12 protein-coding genes are annotated in these 20,775 nt (G+C 32.1%); all 12 read left to right on the top strand.

The annotated features are described in order from the left end of the window. The first annotated feature begins 6 nt into the window (after positions 1-6). The 12 genes from IPJ23_12125 (at position 7) to IPJ23_12070 (ending at position 20,752) form a co-directional block, all read left to right on the top strand. Positions 7-3,660 carry a hypothetical protein gene (locus IPJ23_12125; protein MBK7631427.1) on the top strand — a complete coding sequence of 1,218 codons (3,654 nt, stop codon included), beginning with the start codon at positions 7-9 and terminating at the stop codon, positions 3,658-3,660. Between the two features lie 115 nt (positions 3,661-3,775). Beyond that, positions 3,776-5,083 carry a HAMP domain-containing histidine kinase gene (locus IPJ23_12120; GenBank protein MBK7631426.1) on the top strand — a complete coding sequence of 436 codons (1,308 nt, stop codon included), beginning with the start codon at positions 3,776-3,778 and terminating at the stop codon, positions 5,081-5,083. A gap of 39 nt (positions 5,084-5,122) precedes the next feature. Then, entirely contained in the window at positions 5,123-6,604 is a 1,482-nt protein-coding gene (locus IPJ23_12115) for a response regulator (GenBank protein MBK7631425.1), read from the top strand. 284 nt (positions 6,605-6,888) lie between these two features. Next, positions 6,889-7,287 (top strand): NUDIX domain-containing protein, encoded by a 399-nt coding sequence (locus tag IPJ23_12110; GenBank protein ID MBK7631424.1) that lies wholly within the window; start codon positions 6,889-6,891, stop codon positions 7,285-7,287. Positions 7,288-7,344: 57 nt separating this feature from the next. After that, positions 7,345-8,757: an alpha/beta fold hydrolase gene (locus IPJ23_12105; GenBank protein MBK7631423.1), complete on the top strand. Its 1,413-nt coding sequence runs from the start codon at positions 7,345-7,347 to the stop codon at positions 8,755-8,757. Positions 8,758-8,795: 38 nt separating this feature from the next. After that, positions 8,796-9,500 (top strand): DNA alkylation repair protein, encoded by a 705-nt coding sequence (locus IPJ23_12100; GenBank protein ID MBK7631422.1) that lies wholly within the window; start codon positions 8,796-8,798, stop codon positions 9,498-9,500. Beyond that, positions 9,497-9,886: a RidA family protein gene (locus IPJ23_12095; protein ID MBK7631421.1), complete on the top strand. Its 390-nt coding sequence runs from the start codon at positions 9,497-9,499 to the stop codon at positions 9,884-9,886. Before IPJ23_12100 ends, IPJ23_12095 begins: the two co-directional genes overlap by 4 nt. Before the next feature lie 66 nt (positions 9,887-9,952). Then, positions 9,953-11,614, top strand: a complete 1,662-nt coding sequence (locus IPJ23_12090) for an endonuclease (GenBank protein ID MBK7631420.1) — start codon at positions 9,953-9,955, stop codon at positions 11,612-11,614. A gap of 304 nt (positions 11,615-11,918) precedes the next feature. After that, positions 11,919-12,374 (top strand): hypothetical protein, encoded by a 456-nt coding sequence (locus tag IPJ23_12085; GenBank protein MBK7631419.1) that lies wholly within the window; start codon positions 11,919-11,921, stop codon positions 12,372-12,374. Next, positions 12,371-16,492 (top strand): response regulator, encoded by a 4,122-nt coding sequence (locus IPJ23_12080; protein ID MBK7631418.1) that lies wholly within the window; start codon positions 12,371-12,373, stop codon positions 16,490-16,492. The genes IPJ23_12085 and IPJ23_12080 overlap by 4 nt, the downstream gene beginning before the upstream one ends. A 234-nt stretch (positions 16,493-16,726) precedes the next feature. Beyond that, entirely contained in the window at positions 16,727-18,016 is a 1,290-nt protein-coding gene (locus IPJ23_12075; protein ID MBK7631417.1) for a T9SS type A sorting domain-containing protein, read from the top strand. A 252-nt stretch (positions 18,017-18,268) separates the two neighbouring features. Next, on the top strand, positions 18,269-20,752 hold the full coding sequence (locus tag IPJ23_12070) for a glycogen/starch/alpha-glucan phosphorylase (protein ID MBK7631416.1): 2,484 nt from the start codon (positions 18,269-18,271) through the stop codon (positions 20,750-20,752). Positions 20,753-20,775: the final 23 nt, after the last annotated feature.

Below are 20,775 nucleotides of genomic sequence, written 5' to 3'. Positions count from 1 at the left end.
TATTGCATGAGAGTAATTCAGGTCTTTCTTTTAGTCTCAATTTTATGTTCATTTGCATTTCCACAAAGCACAACCAAGATAGCCTTGATACATGAAAATAGTTATGATTTAATAGAAGCTGAAAACCAGACTGGTATTATTTATATTTCTTTAATTGATCTTATTAACGCCTCATCAATACCGGTTATTAAGAATGATAGTAGTAACATTATTACTCTTCAATTCGAAAACTATTTAATACAATTCAGTGTAAACATCCCTTTTGTAAATATTCTAAATAGAAAAGATAGTAGTCTAAAAACAATTCAGTTATCAAGTCCCCCACACCGAAAGGAAAACAAAATTTTTGTTTCGGTTTTATCTTTAGTTGAATTAATCAATTTATATTGGGATAAAGAATTAATTCAATTAGCCCCAAACAGAATTAAAATAATTGAAAAAAATACTGTAATCCAAGCTGAACAAAATAACTCTGTTCAAATATCAAGCTTTTCTATTTCCACCGGTGAGGATAACACTATTATTAAAATTTTAACCACTAGTCCTGTTGTTAATCCTTATAATTTTTATAGAGCACAAAAACTACATTTAATACTTTGGGGAACTTCCATAAAAAAGGATTCAACTTTTTTACTGCATTCGAATGACATTATTGATAAAGTAGAAGTTATAAAATCGCAAGACTATACTGAATTTATTTTCTCTCTTTCCGAAAGTGAAACTATAACTGAGATGTATAAAGGGGAAAATGAAAGTGAATTGGGAATCCGGATTAGTATAAGGGACTTTGGCGATTGGTACACCAGGGAAAGTGAAAATTTTAAAATTATATATCGGGATTCTCATTCGTATCTTGTAAATCATCTTCTATCTTCCGCAGAAAATTCACTTATTGGTTTGAAAAAAATATTTAATTATTTACCAAAAGAAAAAATAATTATTAATACTTATGATGTAAGTGATTATGGTTTTGGTGCAACTACTACATTGCCTGAAAACTATATCAGACTTGAGATTGAGCCTTTGGAACCAGGATACGAAATGGTTCCATACTCTGAAAGATTTCAATGGCTGCTTAGTCATGAGCTGGTTCATATTGTTGTGAACGATATGGCTTCTGACTTTGAAGGCTCTTTAAGAAGCATTTTTGGAAAGGTTAGTCCAGACAAAGTACAACCATTAACAGTTTTTTATAGTTTATTAACAAATCAAAACAGATATACTCCCAGATGGTTCCAGGAATCGATTGCTGTATTTATAGAAACTTGGTTTAGCGGTGGGTATGGAAGAATACTTGGAAGCTTTGATGAAATGTATTTTCGCTCATTGGTTAATGAGCAAAAAAAATTTCCAAGTGAAGCTGAAATTGGAATTGTTACCTCACATACAAGTATTTTCTTAGAAAGTATTCTTTACCTTTACGGAACACGATTTATTGCTCATTTAGCAGAAAAATACGGTGCTAAAAAAGTTTATGATTGGTTCTCACTAAAGCAAGATGAATTTTATCCTGGTTTAAGATCAAAGTTTGAAGAGATTTTTAATACAGATTTTGTTAGTGCGTGGGAGGAGTTTGTGTCGGATGAAAAAACTTTTCAATCAAATAACCTTGAATTGCTAAATAAATATCCAATTACAGAAACAAAAGCCTTAACACAGGAACCCTTTGGTTGGGTTACTCAAACTACATTTGATAAAAAAAATAATTCCTTAATATTTGGATACCACAGAAGTGGTGAACTTGCACAAATCCAGTCATTTGATTTAAATACAAATGAATCTACAATTATAACTACACAGCCATCACCAAGCCTTATTCAAGTGGCTTCTGTTGCTTATGATGAATCCTACAATCACTTATTCTTTACCACAAATAATAATCAGTTGTACAGAGATGTTTGGATGCATGACTTAAATTCGAATAAAGAAAATTTATTATTTAGTAATGTGAGAGTTGGTGCCCTAACTATTTCACAAACAACACATGAGTTTTGGGGGATCCAACATATTAGTGGTAAAGATGTAATGGTTAGATCAAAATATCCTTACACAGAATTACAATCATTAACAGTTTTTAAAGTTGGTGATGAATTGCAGGATTTATCTATAAACCCGAAAGGTGATTTATTAGCAGGCACAATTCATCAATCAGATGGAAAACAATCTATTTTTATATCAGATATAACTGGATTAGAGAAAGGAAAACCATTTTTATTTAACACCATCACATCAAGTGGATCACCAGAAAATCCTTCCTGGTCTACTGATGGTAATTTCTTGTATTGGAACGCTTACACAAATGGTGTCTCTAATATTTATAGATCTGATATTAAAACGGGAGAAATAATTCCGATCTCAAATACTATTATCGGATTATTTAGACCTGTTGAAATATCTAAAGATTCCATCATTGCAATGGAATTTTCAACCGATGGATTTACTCCTGTTAAGTTTGCTAATAAAAAATCTGAAAAATTACCAGCTATTAACTACTTTGGGCAAAAGATATTGGATAAAACTCCAGAATTGTACAACTTAAATTTAAAGTCTGCAAGTGAGGTTATCGATTTAAAATCATTTAGTAAAGAGAAATCATTTTCATCATTGGATAATATCTCGATCAGAACATTTATTCCCATCGTATCAGGTTTTCAGTCACGTGTTGTTTTAGGATTATATACCCAGTTGAATGATGCTCTGTTAACTCATGATTTAATTATTGAAGCAGGAATTTCTCCGTTCAAAGAAACAACAAAGGATATAAAATTTCATTTGCGATTAAAATACAGTTATAAACAAAAATTTATTTTGGGAATCGAACACAATACGGCAGACTTTTTTGATCTGTTTAACAAAAGAAAAAGAGGAATGCTTGGTTCCAGATATGCAATTGGATATAATCACTATTGGGTGTTTGATAATCCGCTTAAAGTTAAACAAAGCACAGAGCTATCATTTTATAACGGTATAAAATTTATCAATGACAACTTAACAGAAATAAGCCATCCTGACTATGCAATACTAAAATCTGATCTCGATATCCAAAATCTTAGAAGATCGATCGGAAGTATTGATTGGGAATCCGGCGACAAGATTAAATTATCAGTAATGGGATATGGGTCTGATCCTAAAGCTCCAAAATTTTCTGGACAGCTAATGGGTGAGTGGGACAAATATTCAATTTTCCTAGCTAGCCATAATGTCCTTCATTTTAAAACAGCCGTTGGTTACCACATAATAAATGAAGATATACCTGAAACGATGTTTTATTTCGGAGGATTTGGTAATAGAGAAATCGAAAACGAGCCTGTGAAGCAATTTCAAAAAATGTTTCGTTTTCCGGGGGTTCCAATCTATAGTATTATATCGGATAAATTCGTAAAAATTTTGATCGAAAACTCTTTCCCGCCAATTCGCATCCCAAATATTTCTGTAGCAAGTATAGAATTAAAAAATATTAATTTCTCTATCTTTTCTCAAGGATTATTATCAGACTCACCTGACATCGATAAACTTGTTGATGCTGGTGTACAAATTAACATTATGCTTGAGCATTGGTACAACCTAGAATCCACTGTTTCTGCTGGATTTGCCAAAGCATGGTGGAAAAGCGGCAGTGATACAGAATGGTTCATTTCTTGGAAACTGCTAAGAGATTAATACTGTTTTAAGTATTAATTACAATAATCATTGTTTTATCTGATAAAATTTATCAAATTAAGCGGTACTATTATTGCATGTTTCGTTTGCTTTATAAACACTTAAGAACACTTTAATGAAATTTTCTGAATTCAAAAAAAATATTGATAGTGGAATTAAAACTAGCCTAGATTCTGATCTTACATCAGAAAAAACTAAAAATCTTGAAGTAATTTTAAATATTCTTAATAGTATAAATCGCTCGCTTATTCTTGAAGATGTTCTTGAACTTGTATTAAAAAATGCGATTAGACTAACTAGTTCTGAACGTGGATTTATTGTTTTAAAAAGTCAATCCGGTACTCTAGAATTTAAGCTTGGTTTAGATTCAAATGGAAAAGAACTTCCGGAATCTTTGTTTCAGATTAGCAACTCTGTAGTGGAAGATGTTTATTATAACGGGCAATCCAGATTTATTGAAGGAGCACAAAGTGATGTAACTTTAGAATCAAGTAAAAGTATTCTTCGGTTAGATCTTCAAACTATTCTTTGCTCTCCATTAATTACAGACGGAAACAAAATTGGTGTTATTTATGTTGATAGTAAACACCTACATAAGATTAAAGAAAAAGAAACTACAAGTACTTTTGAGATTTTAGCAGGACAGACGGCAGCTGCAATTCGTAATGCGCAGTTATATCAGAATCAACTTATGGCTAACACCGCATTGCAAGAAGCCAACTCCCAACTAATACAAGCTGAACGTAAAGCATTAAAAGCTGGTATTGATTCTGAGATTGGTCAATCCTTGCAAGGTCTGGTACATTTAGCTTTGCTGGAGAACGAAAGTTTGCTAAGGATGCTGGAGAAGTTGAAAAAGGAAACAGAAGATTCCGGTATTGGTAAAGAATCACTTTTGTACGATCGCTTAAAACTAAAATCGAAAGTAGCCATTGATAGCATAAGAAGTATACAAAAATATGCACAGGTTCTTATGGAAACCGCTATAATGAATTTAAATAAAGACAGCGGTGATTTGAATAGAACAATTCAGTCGGTTATAAAATACATTTCTCCGATGAAGAGATATCAATTTGTAACATTTAAAACACAACTTAACAACATTCCACTTTGCAATTATGATTCGGAACAGATACAACATTTACTGGTCCATTTATTTACAAACTCTGTAAATGCAAAGAAAGACGTTACAATTAATATTCAGTCTTTAGTAGATGAAAATTTTGTAAACGTAGTTATTGAGGATAATGGTCCCGGGATTCCTGAAGATGTTAGTAAAGATTTGTTTGTATCTTATACTCCGAAGAAAAATAGTTATGGATTATTTTTATGCAAAAGCATAGTTGATAGGCATAATGGAGAAATTAAGCATCTGAAATCGGAAACAGGTACTAAAATTGAAATATCATTGCCAATTGTATAAAAAATGGTGACAGTTGATTTCTTAAAATATGTAAGCCTGATGTACGACAAAGTCCGTTTTCCAGTTCAAGTAGTTGAACAGAGCGGAAAGATAGTATACATTAATGAGGCTTTTACAATCTTATGGGGTTATCATATAGATGAACTTGCGGAGTACTCAATATTAAATGATAGTGTGCTTAGAGAAAATAAAGCCATTGAAAAGATTATGGATGTACTTAATGGCAAAACGTATACTGCAATAGATTACTACGAAGATTCATTATTGCGCTCCCGAGATTATGCAATCCCAATTTTAAGAACAAATATCTTTACCATTAATGATGAAGATGAACCTTACATTGTAATGTATCATGAAGATCAAACAGAGATACTATTGACAGAAGAAGAAGTTAAAAAAGCGCGTGATGCTAGTTATGAATCGGAAAGATTAAAAAATACATTCTTAAATGTATTATCTCACGAACTTAGAACTCCGTTAAATATTATTCTTGGTTATTCATCTTTAATAAAAGAAAATTTAAACGATAAGATTGGTGCTGAGGATAAGATATATTTAGATAATCTTCACAGCGGAAGTGAAAGGTTATTTAAAAGCATCACCCAGATGTTGGAGTTTGCTCAAATAGAAGCGGGTAATTATAATTTAAATATTGAAACAACAGACTTTATAAGTATAATTCAAGGTTGCCTGCCGGATCATCAAAAACTGGCAAAAGAAAGATCACTAGAGTTAAGAACTACATTCTCTCATAAAAAAGTTTATGTTGATGTTGATGTTCAGTGTGTAGAAAACGCTCTTAATAACCTGATAAGTAATGCTATTAAATTTACACATCAAGGTTATGTGGAAGTTGAAGTTAGTATTTTGCAAGAAAAAGGTTTAGCAATCTGTAAAGTAAGAGACACAGGCATAGGTATCTCAACAAAATATTTAGACCATCTTTATCAGCCTTTTAGTCAGGAAGATTTAAATGTTGGAAGGAATTACGAAGGTAACGGACTCGGACTTGCACTAGCAAAAAGATATATCGAAAAATTAGGTGGCTCTTTGCTTGTTGATAGCATAAAAGGTGTTGGGTCAACGTTTACATTTACTCTTCCATTAAATCAATCAAAGGCTTTTTCTTCTGTAAGTGATGCGGATGAGTTGCAAGGTACCAACAAAATATTAATGATAGACAATTCCGGTGAAACATTTGAACTTGTAAAAGCATTTTTAAAGAATTCATTTACACTATCTAATTATAACATAAGAGAATTTAAACTAGAGTTTGTACAAGATAGTTCATTCAGCCATTTTATTTTTGATGTGGACAAGAATTACTGGCAGCAAGGTATTTTTATTTGTCGTGATATAAAAAGACATGATCCGTATAAAAGACCTATTATAATAATATCAAGTGAGTACATTGAAGATAAAATTAAAGAGTTTTATCAGGCCGGTGCTTCAAGGTTTTTAGTTAAACCATTCGGAAAATCAGAACTTTCAAAAATTATTACTGAAACAATTCAATCTTAATTTTTAATCATCCTTCAAACTTCCAACCAATACTCATAAAGGAATGGGGACTAACATCAAAAATAAAATATTCAAGCTTAAGCTGGTTTATTCTTCCGCAAGGGATGGAGAATTTTTCAATCACAGTTACATCGTAAGCTTCAGTTGAAAGTCATAAGCAGTGGATAATCCACCAGGACAACCTCCAATAATTATTGCTGATTTTTTATTTGTTTTACTCATATAAAAAGAAAGCCTATTTTTACAGTTACTAGTTCCGCACTTTTAATAAATAATTAAAATAAATGATTGGCGCAGGTATAATCCTTCTCAACAGCAATAATAAAGTTCTATTACTATTGCGTGATGATAAAATTGATATTCCTTTCCCAAATCAATGGGATCTTCCGGGTGGAGAAGTGGAGGAAAATGAAACTCCTGAACAGGCAGTTAGAAGAGAAATAAATGAAGAACTTGGAATTGGCGATTTAGGTGAAATAAATCTGTTTAAAATGATTAAATCTGAAAAAATTACTGATAATGTTTTTTGGAAAAGAATTGATCTAAATCCTAATGAAATTGATTTGATGGAAGGACAGAGACTACAATATTTTGATTTGCAACAAATCAGAAAAATGAAATTAGCATTCAATTACAATAATGTGATTGAAGATTTTTATACTGAAATTGTTTTTTTTTATTAGGGTTAAATAATTTAATTCATAGCTGAAAAATAAAATAAAAAATGAGGAATAATATTTATGAAAAGATTAATTATTGTTGGTTTAATTCTGTTATTGACTACTCCAACTTATACACAGGAAATAGATTTGACAGGAATTTGGACAGGCAAACTGGCTTTACCAAATTCTATGGAACTTACTGTGGTTTTTAATTTATCTAAAGATGATGTAGGGAAGTACTTGACAACTTTAGATAGCCCCGATCAGGGTGCAAATGGAATTCCAACTGAAAGTTCTACCATTACTGATGATTCAATTCTCGTTAAAATTCCACTGATACAGGTTTTTTTTTCTGGAAAGATATTTTATGATGAAATGAAAATGAATGGCAAATGGAATCAAGGTGGAATGAGTTTAGATTTGACGCTAATTAAGGTCGAAAAACTTGAGGGTCCCAACAGACCACAGGAACCTGAAGAACCATTCCCATATAATTCAGAAGAAGTTTTATTTGAAAATGAAATTGATGATGTTGTGCTTGCCGGAACATTAACCTATCCAATGGAAGGGAATAGATTTCCAGCTGTTGTATTGATAACGGGGTCTGGTGGGCAGGATAGAAATGAAGAATTACTTGGGCATAAACCTTTCTTTGTTATTTCGGATTATCTAACAAGAAATGGAATTGCTGTTTTAAGATTTGATGACAGAGGAATTGCTCAATCTACAGGTGATCATTCAAAAGCTACAAGTAAAGATTTTGTTAAAGATGTTCTTGCTGCTGTAGATTTTCTTAAAGATCGAAAAGAAATTGATAAAACAAAAATTGGATTGATTGGTCATAGTGAAGGTGGAATGATTGCTCCAATGGCAGCGGTTCAATCTAAGGATATTGCTTTTATAGTTTTGATGGCTGGTCCTGGAATTTCTGGAGATTCTTTGTTATACCTCCAAGGAGAGCTTATTCAAAGAGCTAATGGAACAAGTGAAGAAGAGATTCAAAAATCTATTAAACTTCAAAAAGAAATATTTGCAATAATTAAAAATACTAATGATGACAAAAAACTTGATAACGATTTAAGAGAAAAATTTTATACAGAATATGCAACCATGACAGAAGAAGAAAAAAGTAAGCTTGGCGACCCTGAAGTATATTTAAATATGCAGATTAGCACTATTACTAGTCCGTGGTTTAAATATTTTTTGAAATATGAACCTGTTCCAGTTTTAGAAAAAGTTACATGTCCTGTACTTGCAATAAATGGTGGAAATGATTTGCAAGTTCCACCGAAAGAAAATCTTTCTGCAATAGATTCAGCGTTAAAAAAAGGCGGCAACAAGAATTTTGAGGTCAAAGAACTTGCTGGATTAAATCATCTTTTCCAAACTTCAACTACAGGTGCTATTTCTGAGTATGGAAAGATTGAAGAAACAATTTCTCCAATTGCATTAAAAACAATGTTGGATTGGATTAAAAAATTAACAAAATAAAATATTCAATTATTTCGACCGAAGGGAGAAATCTTTTAGTGAGTTTATCAGAAATTAGAAAAGAAATATTAAAACAAAAAAATCTAACTCAATCTATTATACTGCAGAGATTTTTTAAAACCGATAAAGGTGAATATGGGGAAGGTGATGTATTTTATGGAATTAAGGTTCCGGTTCAGAGAATAATTGCTAAACGATTTAATGATTTATCGCTTGATGATTTAGGGGTATTAATTAATTCTAAAGTGCACGAAGAAAGGCTGATAGCTGCTTTTATTCTTGTTGAGAAATTTCAAAAAACTGATGAAAAGAAGCAGAAGACTATTTATAATTTTTATATTAAAAACAGAAAAGGAATCAACAACTGGGATTTAGTTGATCTATCTGCTCCCAAAATTGTAGGACAATATCTTATTGATAAAGACAAAAGCCTGCTTTACAAATTCGCACACTCAAAAGATTTGTGGGAAAAACGAATTGCAATTTTATCAACGTTTACATTTTTGCGGCAGCATTGGTTCGAAGACACTTTTAACATATCTGAAATACTGTTGAATGATAAAAATGATTTAATTCATAAAGCAGTTGGCTGGATGCTGCGCGAAGTGGGGAACCGTGATATGGAATTGGAAGAAGAATTTCTGAAGAAGCACTACAAAACAATGCCACGAACAATGCTTCGCTATGCAATTGAAAAATTTCCTGAAAAGAAGCGTAAAAGTTATTTGTTGGGGAAAATATGAATCGAAAAAATTTTTCATCATATGCAAAGTGGGAAGATATTGTTGGATACTCACGTGCAGTAAAAGTTGGGAATGTAATTGAAGTAGCAGGAACAACAGCGGTTGAAGATGGGAAAATAATTGGCGTAAATGATGCATATGTTCAAACAAAGTTTATTATCAATAAGATTGAAAAGATTTTAATTGAAGCTGGCGCTTCTTTAAATGATGTTGTTAGAACCAGAATGTTTGTTACGGATATTAAACGGTGGGAGGAAATTGGCAAAGGTCATGGTGAGTTTTTTAAGAATATTAAACCTGCATCTACAATGGTTGAAGTTAAATCGTTAGTTGATCCAGATATGCTTATAGAAATTGAAGCAACTGCAATTATTTCATCAGAATAGAGTTATTATTGTAAAATTATATTGTAAATTTCGACCCGATTTATTAACTAAAAAAGTAATGTAATTATGTACAAAAAATTTTTAATTGCTGCGCTTCTCATCACACTTAAATTAAATGCACAAGTTTCTATTAGTGCAGACTCAATTACTTTCCCTCAAATATTTACTTCAAGTGCAGATAGTTTTTATGTTTATATACATAACAATAATACCCAATTAGCGGATATTAAAATTATTAACACAAAAAGTGTTTACAGTATATCGGATACTCTTCTTTCGATTCCAGGAGATGATAGCTTAGTTGTTTGGATAAAGTATAAGCCAAATCAAAATGTTATAGATGAAGATTTAATTTTTCTTACAAGTGATGATAGTAGCGTGGGTTCCGTTGTTCGATTGTCAGGATCTGGAAAATTTGGCGATATTTATGATGCAACTACTTTTAATCTCTATGATGCTCAACTTAAAACCGTTTTAACTCAACTAGTAAGCGGTCACACCTCTCTTGGATATGACTTAGCTCGCGATAAAATGTTTATGGAATTTGATAATCAAAAAGTTAATGGGCAGGGTGCAACGCAAAATACACTTGAATGCGTTTACACAGGAAGACTTGCGGTAGGCTACACCAGCAGAACAGATGCTCAAGGAACCAATTATAACTTTAATACTGAGCACACTTGGCCGCAATCTAATTTTGGTTCAAACGAACCGATGAAATCGGATCTTTATCATTTATACCCAACTGATATTACAGCAAATTCTAAGCGAGACAATAATCCTTTCGGAAAAGTTGTTTCAAGTATTACCTGGCAAGTTGGAGGAAGTAAACTTGGGCGAAATAGTTTGAATGAAATAGTATTTGAACCGCGCGATGTTCACAAGGGTGATGTAAGTCGTTCTATGTTTTATTTTATTACCCGTTATCCAGTTAATTATGGTAATTTTTTAAACGCAACTCAAGAAAGCGTTTTTAGAGAATGGAATAAACTTGATCCGGTTGGTGTTGTTGAATCAAATCGAAATAATGCAATTGCGTTGTTGCAATCAAAAAGGAATCCATTTATAGATCACCCAGAATTTGTTGATAGGATTTATAGTTTTATTACAAATAATTCTCACCCTATTTTTGCTCAGATAGATGTTTTGCCTCTGAAAGTAATTTGTGATTCTACTTTGGTTAATCATTCTACATCAAGACAAATATATATTGCAAATAGCGGAAGCGCTCTATTAGTTGTTGATTCAATTTCGATTTCTGATCCAAGATTTACAATTGCTGCGAATAATATTTCTATCGAGCCATATTCTTATTCAAAAGTATCTTTGCAGTTTAATCCGGATAGCATAAGAAACTATAATGCACAACTTAATGTATTTTCAAATGCTGGAATGAAATCAATTGCTCTAATCGGTTTTGGAAAAGATAATGCCGTAGATGTTAAAGATGAGATATCATCACCATTAGTATTTTCTTTAGAGCAAAACTATCCAAATCCATTTAATCCATCTACTATTATAGGTTATCAGTTACCATCAAACGATAATGTAAGTTTAATTATTTATGATGTGTTAGGAAATGAAGTTGCAACTCCTGTAAATGAATATAAAACTGCAGGTAATTATGAGATTAATTTTAATGCTTCAAGTCTTTCATCAGGAATTTATTTCTACCAATTAAGATTGGGTAATTATTTAGAAACAAAGAAGATGATGTTTCTAAAATAATTTTTAGTGAATATATTTTAATGTATAAAAATGCTTTTAGAAAAATCTGAAAGCGTTTGCTTTGTAATTGCTAACTTTTCACAAACCGCAATCGAAAGTTCTTGACTCTGAAACATTTCTGCATTACGTTTCAAATAGAAAAGCAGAACTAATCCGACCATTGAGAGAAGATTTGATTTCAGACTTTTCAAACCACGCAGAATATAGCACCAAACCTTTTTTCAAATTCTTTACCGAAAAAAATAATAACTATTAATACTTTTTCTAATTAACTATTTTTTTATTTATTTAGGAGGGCAGGGAAATGCGTTTTCAAATTACATTACAACACAATAAATATAACGACAATGAAATTCTGTATAATGGAAATTCATTTGATGATGTGGATTTAACAGTAACATCTGGCGATGAACTGATTTTTAATGCTGTTGGAGCTGACTGGAGAATTCTACTTTTTGTTTCTGATGGAGATTTTGATCATTCGGAAATTATTGTAAAGCAAGGAGCATCTGAAATCATAAACGTTAATTTAGCTCCACATGAAGGAGCAATATTTGAGGCTAGTTGCCTTAGTTGTGAAGAGGTATCTGTTAATGGGGATTATAGTTTACCTGTTCCACCGCCTCCTCTTGAAGCGCCCAAAAAGATAATAGTTATTAGAGCTGGAATGACTGTGGATAGAATTCAGTCAATGATAAGCAACAAAGTAAAGAAACTGGTTATAACGAAAGATTTACTTCACGACTTTAAAATCAAGTGAAAATATTATTTCTTTTATTTTGGATATCGAATGTTGGCATTTTTGCTCAGAATACAGATCTCAATTTCCAGCACATCACTTCTGAGGAAGGACTTTCTGCGAATACAGTTACACGCATTACCCAGGACCGAAAGGGCTTTTTATGGATTGGCACCTATGAAGGATTAAATAGATACGATGGTTATAATTTTAAAGTATTTAAACATAACCCGGATAATACTACTAGCATTGGTGCCAATCCTGTTTATTCCATATTTGAAGATAGGACCGGGACACTTTGGATAGGAACTTTTGATGGAGGATTAAACAAATTTGATCGTGATAAAGAAACATTCACTCGATTTGTTAGTAAAGAAAACAACCAAAAATCATTGAGCAATAATAAAGTTTATGCAATCTGTGAGGATAAAAATAGTTATCTCTGGGTTGGCACCGCAAACGGATTAAATAAGTTTGATAAAAAAAACAATAAGTTCATACGCTACTTTCAGGATACTTCAGATCAAAACTCATTAAGTTCCAGTATCATTTCATCATTAATTTATGATGATAAAATTAATGTTCTTTGGATAGGTACTAAAAGTGGCGGACTTACCAAATTTGATATATCTCAAAATAAATTTTACCATTATCAACCTGATGAAAACAACCCTTATAGTATTAGTGAAAATTTTATTAATTGTCTATTCAAAGATGCTTCAGGTGTTTTATGGCTGGGAACATATGGTGGCGGATTAAACAAGTTTGATGAGAAAGAGAATAAATTCATAGTTTACAAAAAGAGTGGCGGGCATCACTACATTCCTACGGATTTTGTTCTATCAGTTGGTGAGGATGATTCGGGCAATTTACTATTAGGTACATACGAAAATGGTCTAATAATTTTAGACCCTAACACAAACAAATTTGTCTCTTACCATCATAATTCCGCGGATCCTGAAAGTATAGGGGATAATATGGTTCAGGATATTTACAAAGACAATAGAGGATTGATTTGGCTTGCGACCTGGACAAACGGCATTAATAAAATTATTAATGATAAAAAGTTTAAGCATTATAAACACGAACCCCAAAATCCGAACAGCTTAAGCGGTAATAGCGTTACTTCAATATGCGAAGATAGAAACGGAATTTTATGGATAGGAACAGAACTTAATGGATTGAACCGGCTTGATATGAAAAGCGGCGACTTTACAAATTACGTACATAATCCAAATAATAAATACAGCATAACTTCAGATGGTGTTTCAGATATTAAAGAAGACAGAGATGGTAATCTCTGGATTGTTACGGACGGTTATGGTTTTTGTAGATTCGATAAAAAGAGTAATGGATTTATACGCTACCATAACAACCCGTTAGATAGTAACAGTCTGCCGATAGACCAGGTATCAGTTTTAATTGAAGATAAAAATGGTGATCTGCTAATAGGAACTTTTGGTGCAGGTTTAATAAAGTATGATAAAAAGAAAAACACATTCACAAAAATCAAATACAATCCTGATGAACCCGATGACATCACATCAGCAGGCATTTATACTTTGTACGAAGATAAAAACGGAATAATATGGATTGGTACTTACAGCAATGGCTTATTTATTTATGATAGGAAATCAGGTAAATCAAAATGGTACTATAACATTCCCGGTGATATAGAAAGCATCTGTGATAATATTGTATCTTCAATTTTAATAAGCAAAGATGGTTCTATATGGATTGGTACATCAAATGGATTGAACAAGTTAGATCCTCTATCAGGAAAGTTTAAAAGAATTACAGAATCTGATGGCTTACCCAATAATACAATTTACGGAATGTTGGAAGATAATTCTGGAAACCTTTGGATAAGTACAAACAAAGGATTATCAAGGTTTAACTCTATTCAAGGTAGTTTTAGAAATTACACTAAGGCTGATGGACTTCAATCTGATGAGTTCAATCAATGGGCCTGTTATGAAGGTAAAATCGGCAACATGTATTTTGGTGGAATAAATGGATTCAATTCATTCAATCCCAGAGAGATTAAAGATTCCGATTTTAAACCGCCAATAATTCTAACAAACTTATCGCTGTTTAATAAAAATGTTCAAATTGGTTATGATACCAGATTAAAGCGCACAATTTTGACAAACGCTTTAAATCAAACTAATGAACTTCAATTAACACGCGAAGATTATGTTTTTTCAATAGAATTTGCTGCTTTGGATTTTAGTGTTCCGCAAAACATTCGTTATGCTTACAAGATGGAAGGATTTGATAAAGATTGGACTTATGTAAATTCAGATAGACGATTTGCAACGTATACTGATCTTAGTCCAGCTGTTTACATATTCAAAATTAAGAGTACAAATTCAGATGGTATTTGGAATGAACCAGGAAGAAGCCTTCTTATTAATATTCATCCACCATGGTGGAAAACTGGCTGGGCATTAACTGCTTACGGAATCATTTTAATACTTTTTTTATATTTAATTAGAACATATGATTTAAAACGACAGCGTCTTAGACACCAACTGGAATTGGAACATGAGCACGCAGAAAAACTGGAAGAAATAGACAGAATAAAATCCAGATTTTTTGCAAATATATCTCACGAGTTTAGAACACCGCTAACATTAATACTTGGACCGGTAGAACAAATTCTCTCTTCTAATTTGAGTGAAGTGATAACAAAAAATGCAAAACTTATAAAGAAGAATGCAAACAATATGCTCAACCTTATTAATCAATTATTAGATCTTTCTAAGATTGATTCTGGTAGACTTAAACTAATCACTTCAAAACAAAACATAATTCCGTTTCTAAAAGGTATGGTTATGTCATTTGAATCACTTGCCACTATGAATTCAATTAAACTTAACCTTAATTACTCTACAGATGAATTGATGATGTATTTTGAGAGAGAAAAATTGGATACGATCCTTAAAAATTTATTATCCAATGCATTCAAATTCACCCCTAACGGAAATGAGATATCCGTATCAGTTGTAAAGATTGATGAAAAAAATGTTGAAATAAAAGTTAGAGATACCGGAATTGGAATATCAGAACGTGAACTTCCTAAAGTATTTGATCGTTTTTATCAGGTTAATAGTGGCCATACTCGAGAACATGAAGGTACTGGCATCGGATTAGCGTTAGTTAAAGAACTGGTGGAACTTCACCACGGTTTTATATCTGTTGATAGTAAACTAGGTGATTGGACTGAGTTTAAAATAATACTTCCCCTTGGTAAAGAGCATCTCGATCCAAATGAGATTGTTGAACCAGAAAATAAATATGAAACTGAAAAATTAGTTATTGATAAAAGTGAGTTTATTCGATCATCGGTTGATAGCCACTTCGAAGAAAACAATCATTTTAATAAAAATATAATTCTTGTAGTTGAGGATAATGATGATGTAAGAGAATTTATTAAAGATTCACTTGGCAATGATTATCATTTTGAAGAAGCTGAAAACGGAGAAGAGGGTCTTAAAAAAGCTGTGGAAATTATTCCCGATTTAATTATTAGTGATGTGATGATGCCCATTATGGATGGTAATGATATGACGCGCAGGTTAAAATCAGATCAGAAGACAAGTCATATTCCAATTATTTTACTAACAGCAAAATCAGGACAAAAAAATAAAATTGAAGGATTAGAAACAGGAGCAGATGATTACCTTACAAAACCATTCGATGCGAAAGAACTTCATATCAGAATAAAAAATCTGATTAATCTTAGAAAAAAACTGCAGGAAACATACAGTACTGATAAAATAATGGCTGTTCCAAAATCAAAATATAAACTGAAAGGAATAGATGTTCAGTTTATGGATCGAATGTTAAAAGTAATAGAAGAACATATTTCTGAAGAAGAATTTACAATTGAGAATTTTGGTAACGAAGTTGGAATGAGCCGTTCTCAAATGTTTAGAAAAATTAAAGCTTTAACAGGTAAATCGTGCAGCGTTTATTTAAGGTCTGTAAGATTAGCAAAAGCTAAAGTTATGTTGCAAAATCGTGAGGCAAATATTTCAGAAATTGCATATTCTGTTGGATTTGGAAGTCCTTCATATTTTGCCCATTGTTTTAAAGAAGAATACGGTTATGCACCAAGCGAAATTGTGAAGTAAAAATTTCCGCCTCAAAAAATCTTTTCGCCCAACCTTTTTTTATTAAAATTTAGTCTCTTCCAGATTTTGCAACATAGTTTATATCATTTGAAACATACCTTATAGGTAGCCGCCGGCCTTTTGTTGTTTATTTGCACCAGTTCTTTTAATCAATAAATAATAAAAAAAATAAAAATTCATTGGTTATAAAACCCAATGAAAAATAAATAATCATTAAATCATTTAGGAGGTTCTATGAAGACTTTATTTGGTAAACTCGTTTTAATATTGGCGATACTTATTTTAACATCAAGTATCAGCGCACAATGGAGACTTGCTCAAGCTCCGGTAAAAGTAGATCTTAATTCTGGAGTTCAACTAACTGATACAAAGGCATTCGTGGTGGGAGATAACGGAATAATGCTTACCACCAACAACAGAGGATCCACGTGGATGAAAATCGACCTAGGTGTTCAATCCAACTTAAATTCATTGAAATTTATTGATGACTATACAGGATTTGTTGTAGGGGATAATGGGTTGATATTAAAAACAGTTTCACGTTGGAGAGACCCGGAGGTATTATCTGTTTCTTCAAACTATTATAATAAAGATGTATCATTTTCAAATGAGCTTAATGGAATTGTGGTGGGATATAAATACTTAATAACACCAGAATCTCCATTATCATACGCTACAATATTAGTTACTCACGATGGCGGATTAACCTGGACAGACAAATCACCGATGCTTACCGGTAAATTCAATTCAGTAATCAGTTTTGATAAAGATAAAGCGATTGTCGTAGGTGACGCAGGTCTTGTTGGGTTCTCAAATGATCGGGGTGAAAATTGGTATTTCCGAAAACTCACCACTTCTAATTTAAATTCAGTTAAGGTTTGTAAAACAACAGGATTAAAGATTATTGTTGGAGATAATGGAGCATTATTTATATGTAAAGAGGAGGATAGATATAGATGGATAGATTGCTCAATTAGCAGATTCTATGATATTAATAGTATTTGTCAAAAAGATAATAATGTTTTTGTGATTGCTGGTACTAAAAGATCATCTCTTGATAATAATATAATAGACCGATCAGTGATTCTTGAATCTAAAGAAATTAGTGGCCACTGGAGCGAGGTTTTTACTACATATGCTGGTAAATTAAACTCGGTACATTTTTGCAATAGGAACTCTGCACTTGCTGTAGGGCAAAAAGGTACAATAGCAATATATGAAAGAGTTTCAATTCAAGACCCAATTATTTGTAGTGATTCTCCAAAAGAAATTTTAACTCAAAATTATCCAAATCCATTTAATCCTTCTACTTTAATAAGTTTTAAACTTCCAGAGCAAACTAATGTTGAGCTTAAAATTTATGATATTCTTGGAAATGAAGTTGCAACTCTTATAAATGAATCTAAAGCTGCTGGTAATTATGAAGTAGAATGGAATGCTTCGAACTTACCCAGTGGAGTTTATGTTTATAACTTAAGGGTTGGTTCTAATGTCCAAATGAAAAAAATGCTGCTGCTCAAATAAAGCTGGTTCCTCCTACCTTTCCCCCCTTCTTTTATAGAAGGGGGGAAAGGTGTTGATAGTTGCAATAGAAGTTCAAACCCAGTTTAATTAATAGATTGGGTTTGCTTTTTATTTAAACATTTCTAGTCAAAATAAAATCATTGTTTTTTCTTTCTATCAATATTCAAAAACATTTCTATTTTGTAATAAAGGCAGTTGCAACTAAATTTGCCGCAACATTTATAGATATTTAAGTCCAAGGAGTTTGAATTAATGGCTAAAAAAGAACCAGAGACAATATTTTTTACTGATAAAGAAGATCCGGCAAGTTTTTCACTTTCAAATCAATTTGCAGAGCATCTTGAGTTTACTTTAGTTAAAGATAGAAATACTGCGACTGCAGCAGATGCATACACGGCTCTTTCACTTGCTGTGCGAGACAGAATGGTAAGAAGTTGGTTGCGCACACAAAAAACTTATCACGATAAAGATGCAAAGCGAGTTTACTATCTTTCATTAGAATACCTTATGGGAAGAGTTCTTGGAAACGCACTTATCAATTTAGATTATTACAATGAGTGCCGTGTAATTCTTGATCGTGATGGATATGATCTTGAAGAGATTACCGAAACAGAACCTGATATGGGTTTGGGAAACGGAGGTTTGGGAAGGTTAGCTGCATGTTATCTTGATTCGATGGCTACACTGCAGCTTCCGGCTTTTGGATATGGAATTAGATACGAGTACGGAATTTTCGAACAGGATATTGAAAATGGTTATCAGGTAGAACGGGCAGATAACTGGCTGCGCGATGGGAATCCATGGGATTTGTTAAGAAGATCCCTTAAATACAAAGTTCAATTTTATGGTAGAACAGATACATATGATAAAGGGAATGGTGAACTTGGATTCAAATGGGTTGATACTGAAAATGTTTTAGCAATAGCTTATGATGTTCCTGTTCCCGGTTATAAAAATCAAACGGTAAATAATTTGCGCTTGTGGCAAGCAAAGGCAGCTATCGATTTTGAGTTTTCTGACTTTAATAAAGGTAATTATGTTGAGTCAGTTGCAAATAAAAATGATTCAGAAAACATTTCTAAAGTTTTATATCCAAACGACACCTATGTTGAAGGGAAGTTTTTAAGATTAAAACAGCAATATTTTTTCGTCTCAGCAACTTTACAGGATATCATTAGAAAATATAAAATAGCTCATTCAACATTTGACAAGTTTGCTGAAAAAACCAGTATTCAATTAAATGATACTCATCCGGTTGTAGCTATACCAGAATTAATGCGAATACTTATTGATGACGAAAATCATAGCTGGGAAAACGCATGGGAGATTACTTCTAAAACATTTGCTTATACCAACCACACTGTAGTACCTGAAGCTTTAGAAGAATGGTCGGAACAAATATTTGGAGAACTTCTGCCAAGACATCTTCAAATAATTTATGAAATAAACAGAAGATTTTTAGAAGATGTTAGAGAAAAATATTCTAAAGATCAGGATGTATTAGAAAAACTTTCCATAATATCTGTTGGTAAAGATAAACGCGTAAGAATGGCAAATCTTGCTATAGTTGGAAGTTTTGCTGTTAATGGTGTTGCAGCACTTCATACTGAAATATTAAAGAAAAGAATTTTTCCTGATTTTAATAAAATCTTCCCAAAGAAATTTATTAATATTACTAATGGAATTACTCCAAGAAGATGGCTGGTTAGCGCAAATCCTCTTTTATCACAATTACTAATTGAAAGAATAGGACCAGAATGGATTAAAGATCTTCCTCAAATTAAAAAGATAGAAAAGTTTGTTGATGATAAAGATTTTATTGAGTACTGGCAGAGAATAAAATGGAATAACAAACAAGTATTAATTGAGTACATTGAAAAAGAACATCATATTAAAATTAATCCAGATTCCATTTTTGATGTTCAGATAAAAAGATTCCACGAATACAAACGACAACTGCTGAATGTTTTTCACATCATTACACTTTATAACAGAATAAAAAGTAATCCCAAAATTAAAATGGTTCCACGTACAATTATTTTTGGAGGAAAAGCTGCCCCTGCTTATCAAGCAGCAAAAATGGTAATCAAATTAATTAATTGTGTAGCGGATGTTGTAAATAATGACCCCGATGTTGGTGATAAATTAAAAGTTGTTTTCCTAAAAAATTACTCGGTTACACTTGCAGAAAAAATTATTCCTGCCGCAGATTTATCGGAGCAAGTTTCCACAGCAGGATTAGAAGCTTCCGGTACAGGTAATATGAAGTTTGCGCTCAACGGTGCTCTTACAATTGGAACAATGGATGGAGCCAATGTTGAGATTAGAGAAGAAGTTGGCGATGAAAATATTTTTATTTTTGGTTTGCTAGCTGATGAAGTGGTGAAACTTAAATCTAATGGTTATAATCCAAGAGATTACTACGAGAAAAATGTAGAATTGAAAAAAGTTATTGATATGATAGCAACAAACTTTTTTAATAAAAAAGAAATTGGAATTTTTGATGATATGATTCGCGGCTTGATGAATGTTGACTATTATTGCCTGTTTGCTGATTATCAATCCTACATTGATGCTCAGGATAAGGTTGCCGAATTGTATAAGAATAAAGAATCTTGGACGAAAAAATCTATTTATAATGTAGCACGCTCAGCAAAATTTTCAAGTGACAGATCTGTAAAGGAATACTCAGATAAGATTTGGAAAGTAAAACCTGTAAAAGTTAATCATAAATAATTATTGGAATTAAATGGAATACG

The organism is Ignavibacteriales bacterium (genome assembly GCA_016709765.1).
Classification (GTDB): Bacteria; Bacteroidota; Ignavibacteria; order Ignavibacteriales; family Ignavibacteriaceae; genus IGN3.
Note: the sequence above shows the minus strand (reverse complement) of the source record. Positions and strands in the feature narration are given on the sequence as shown.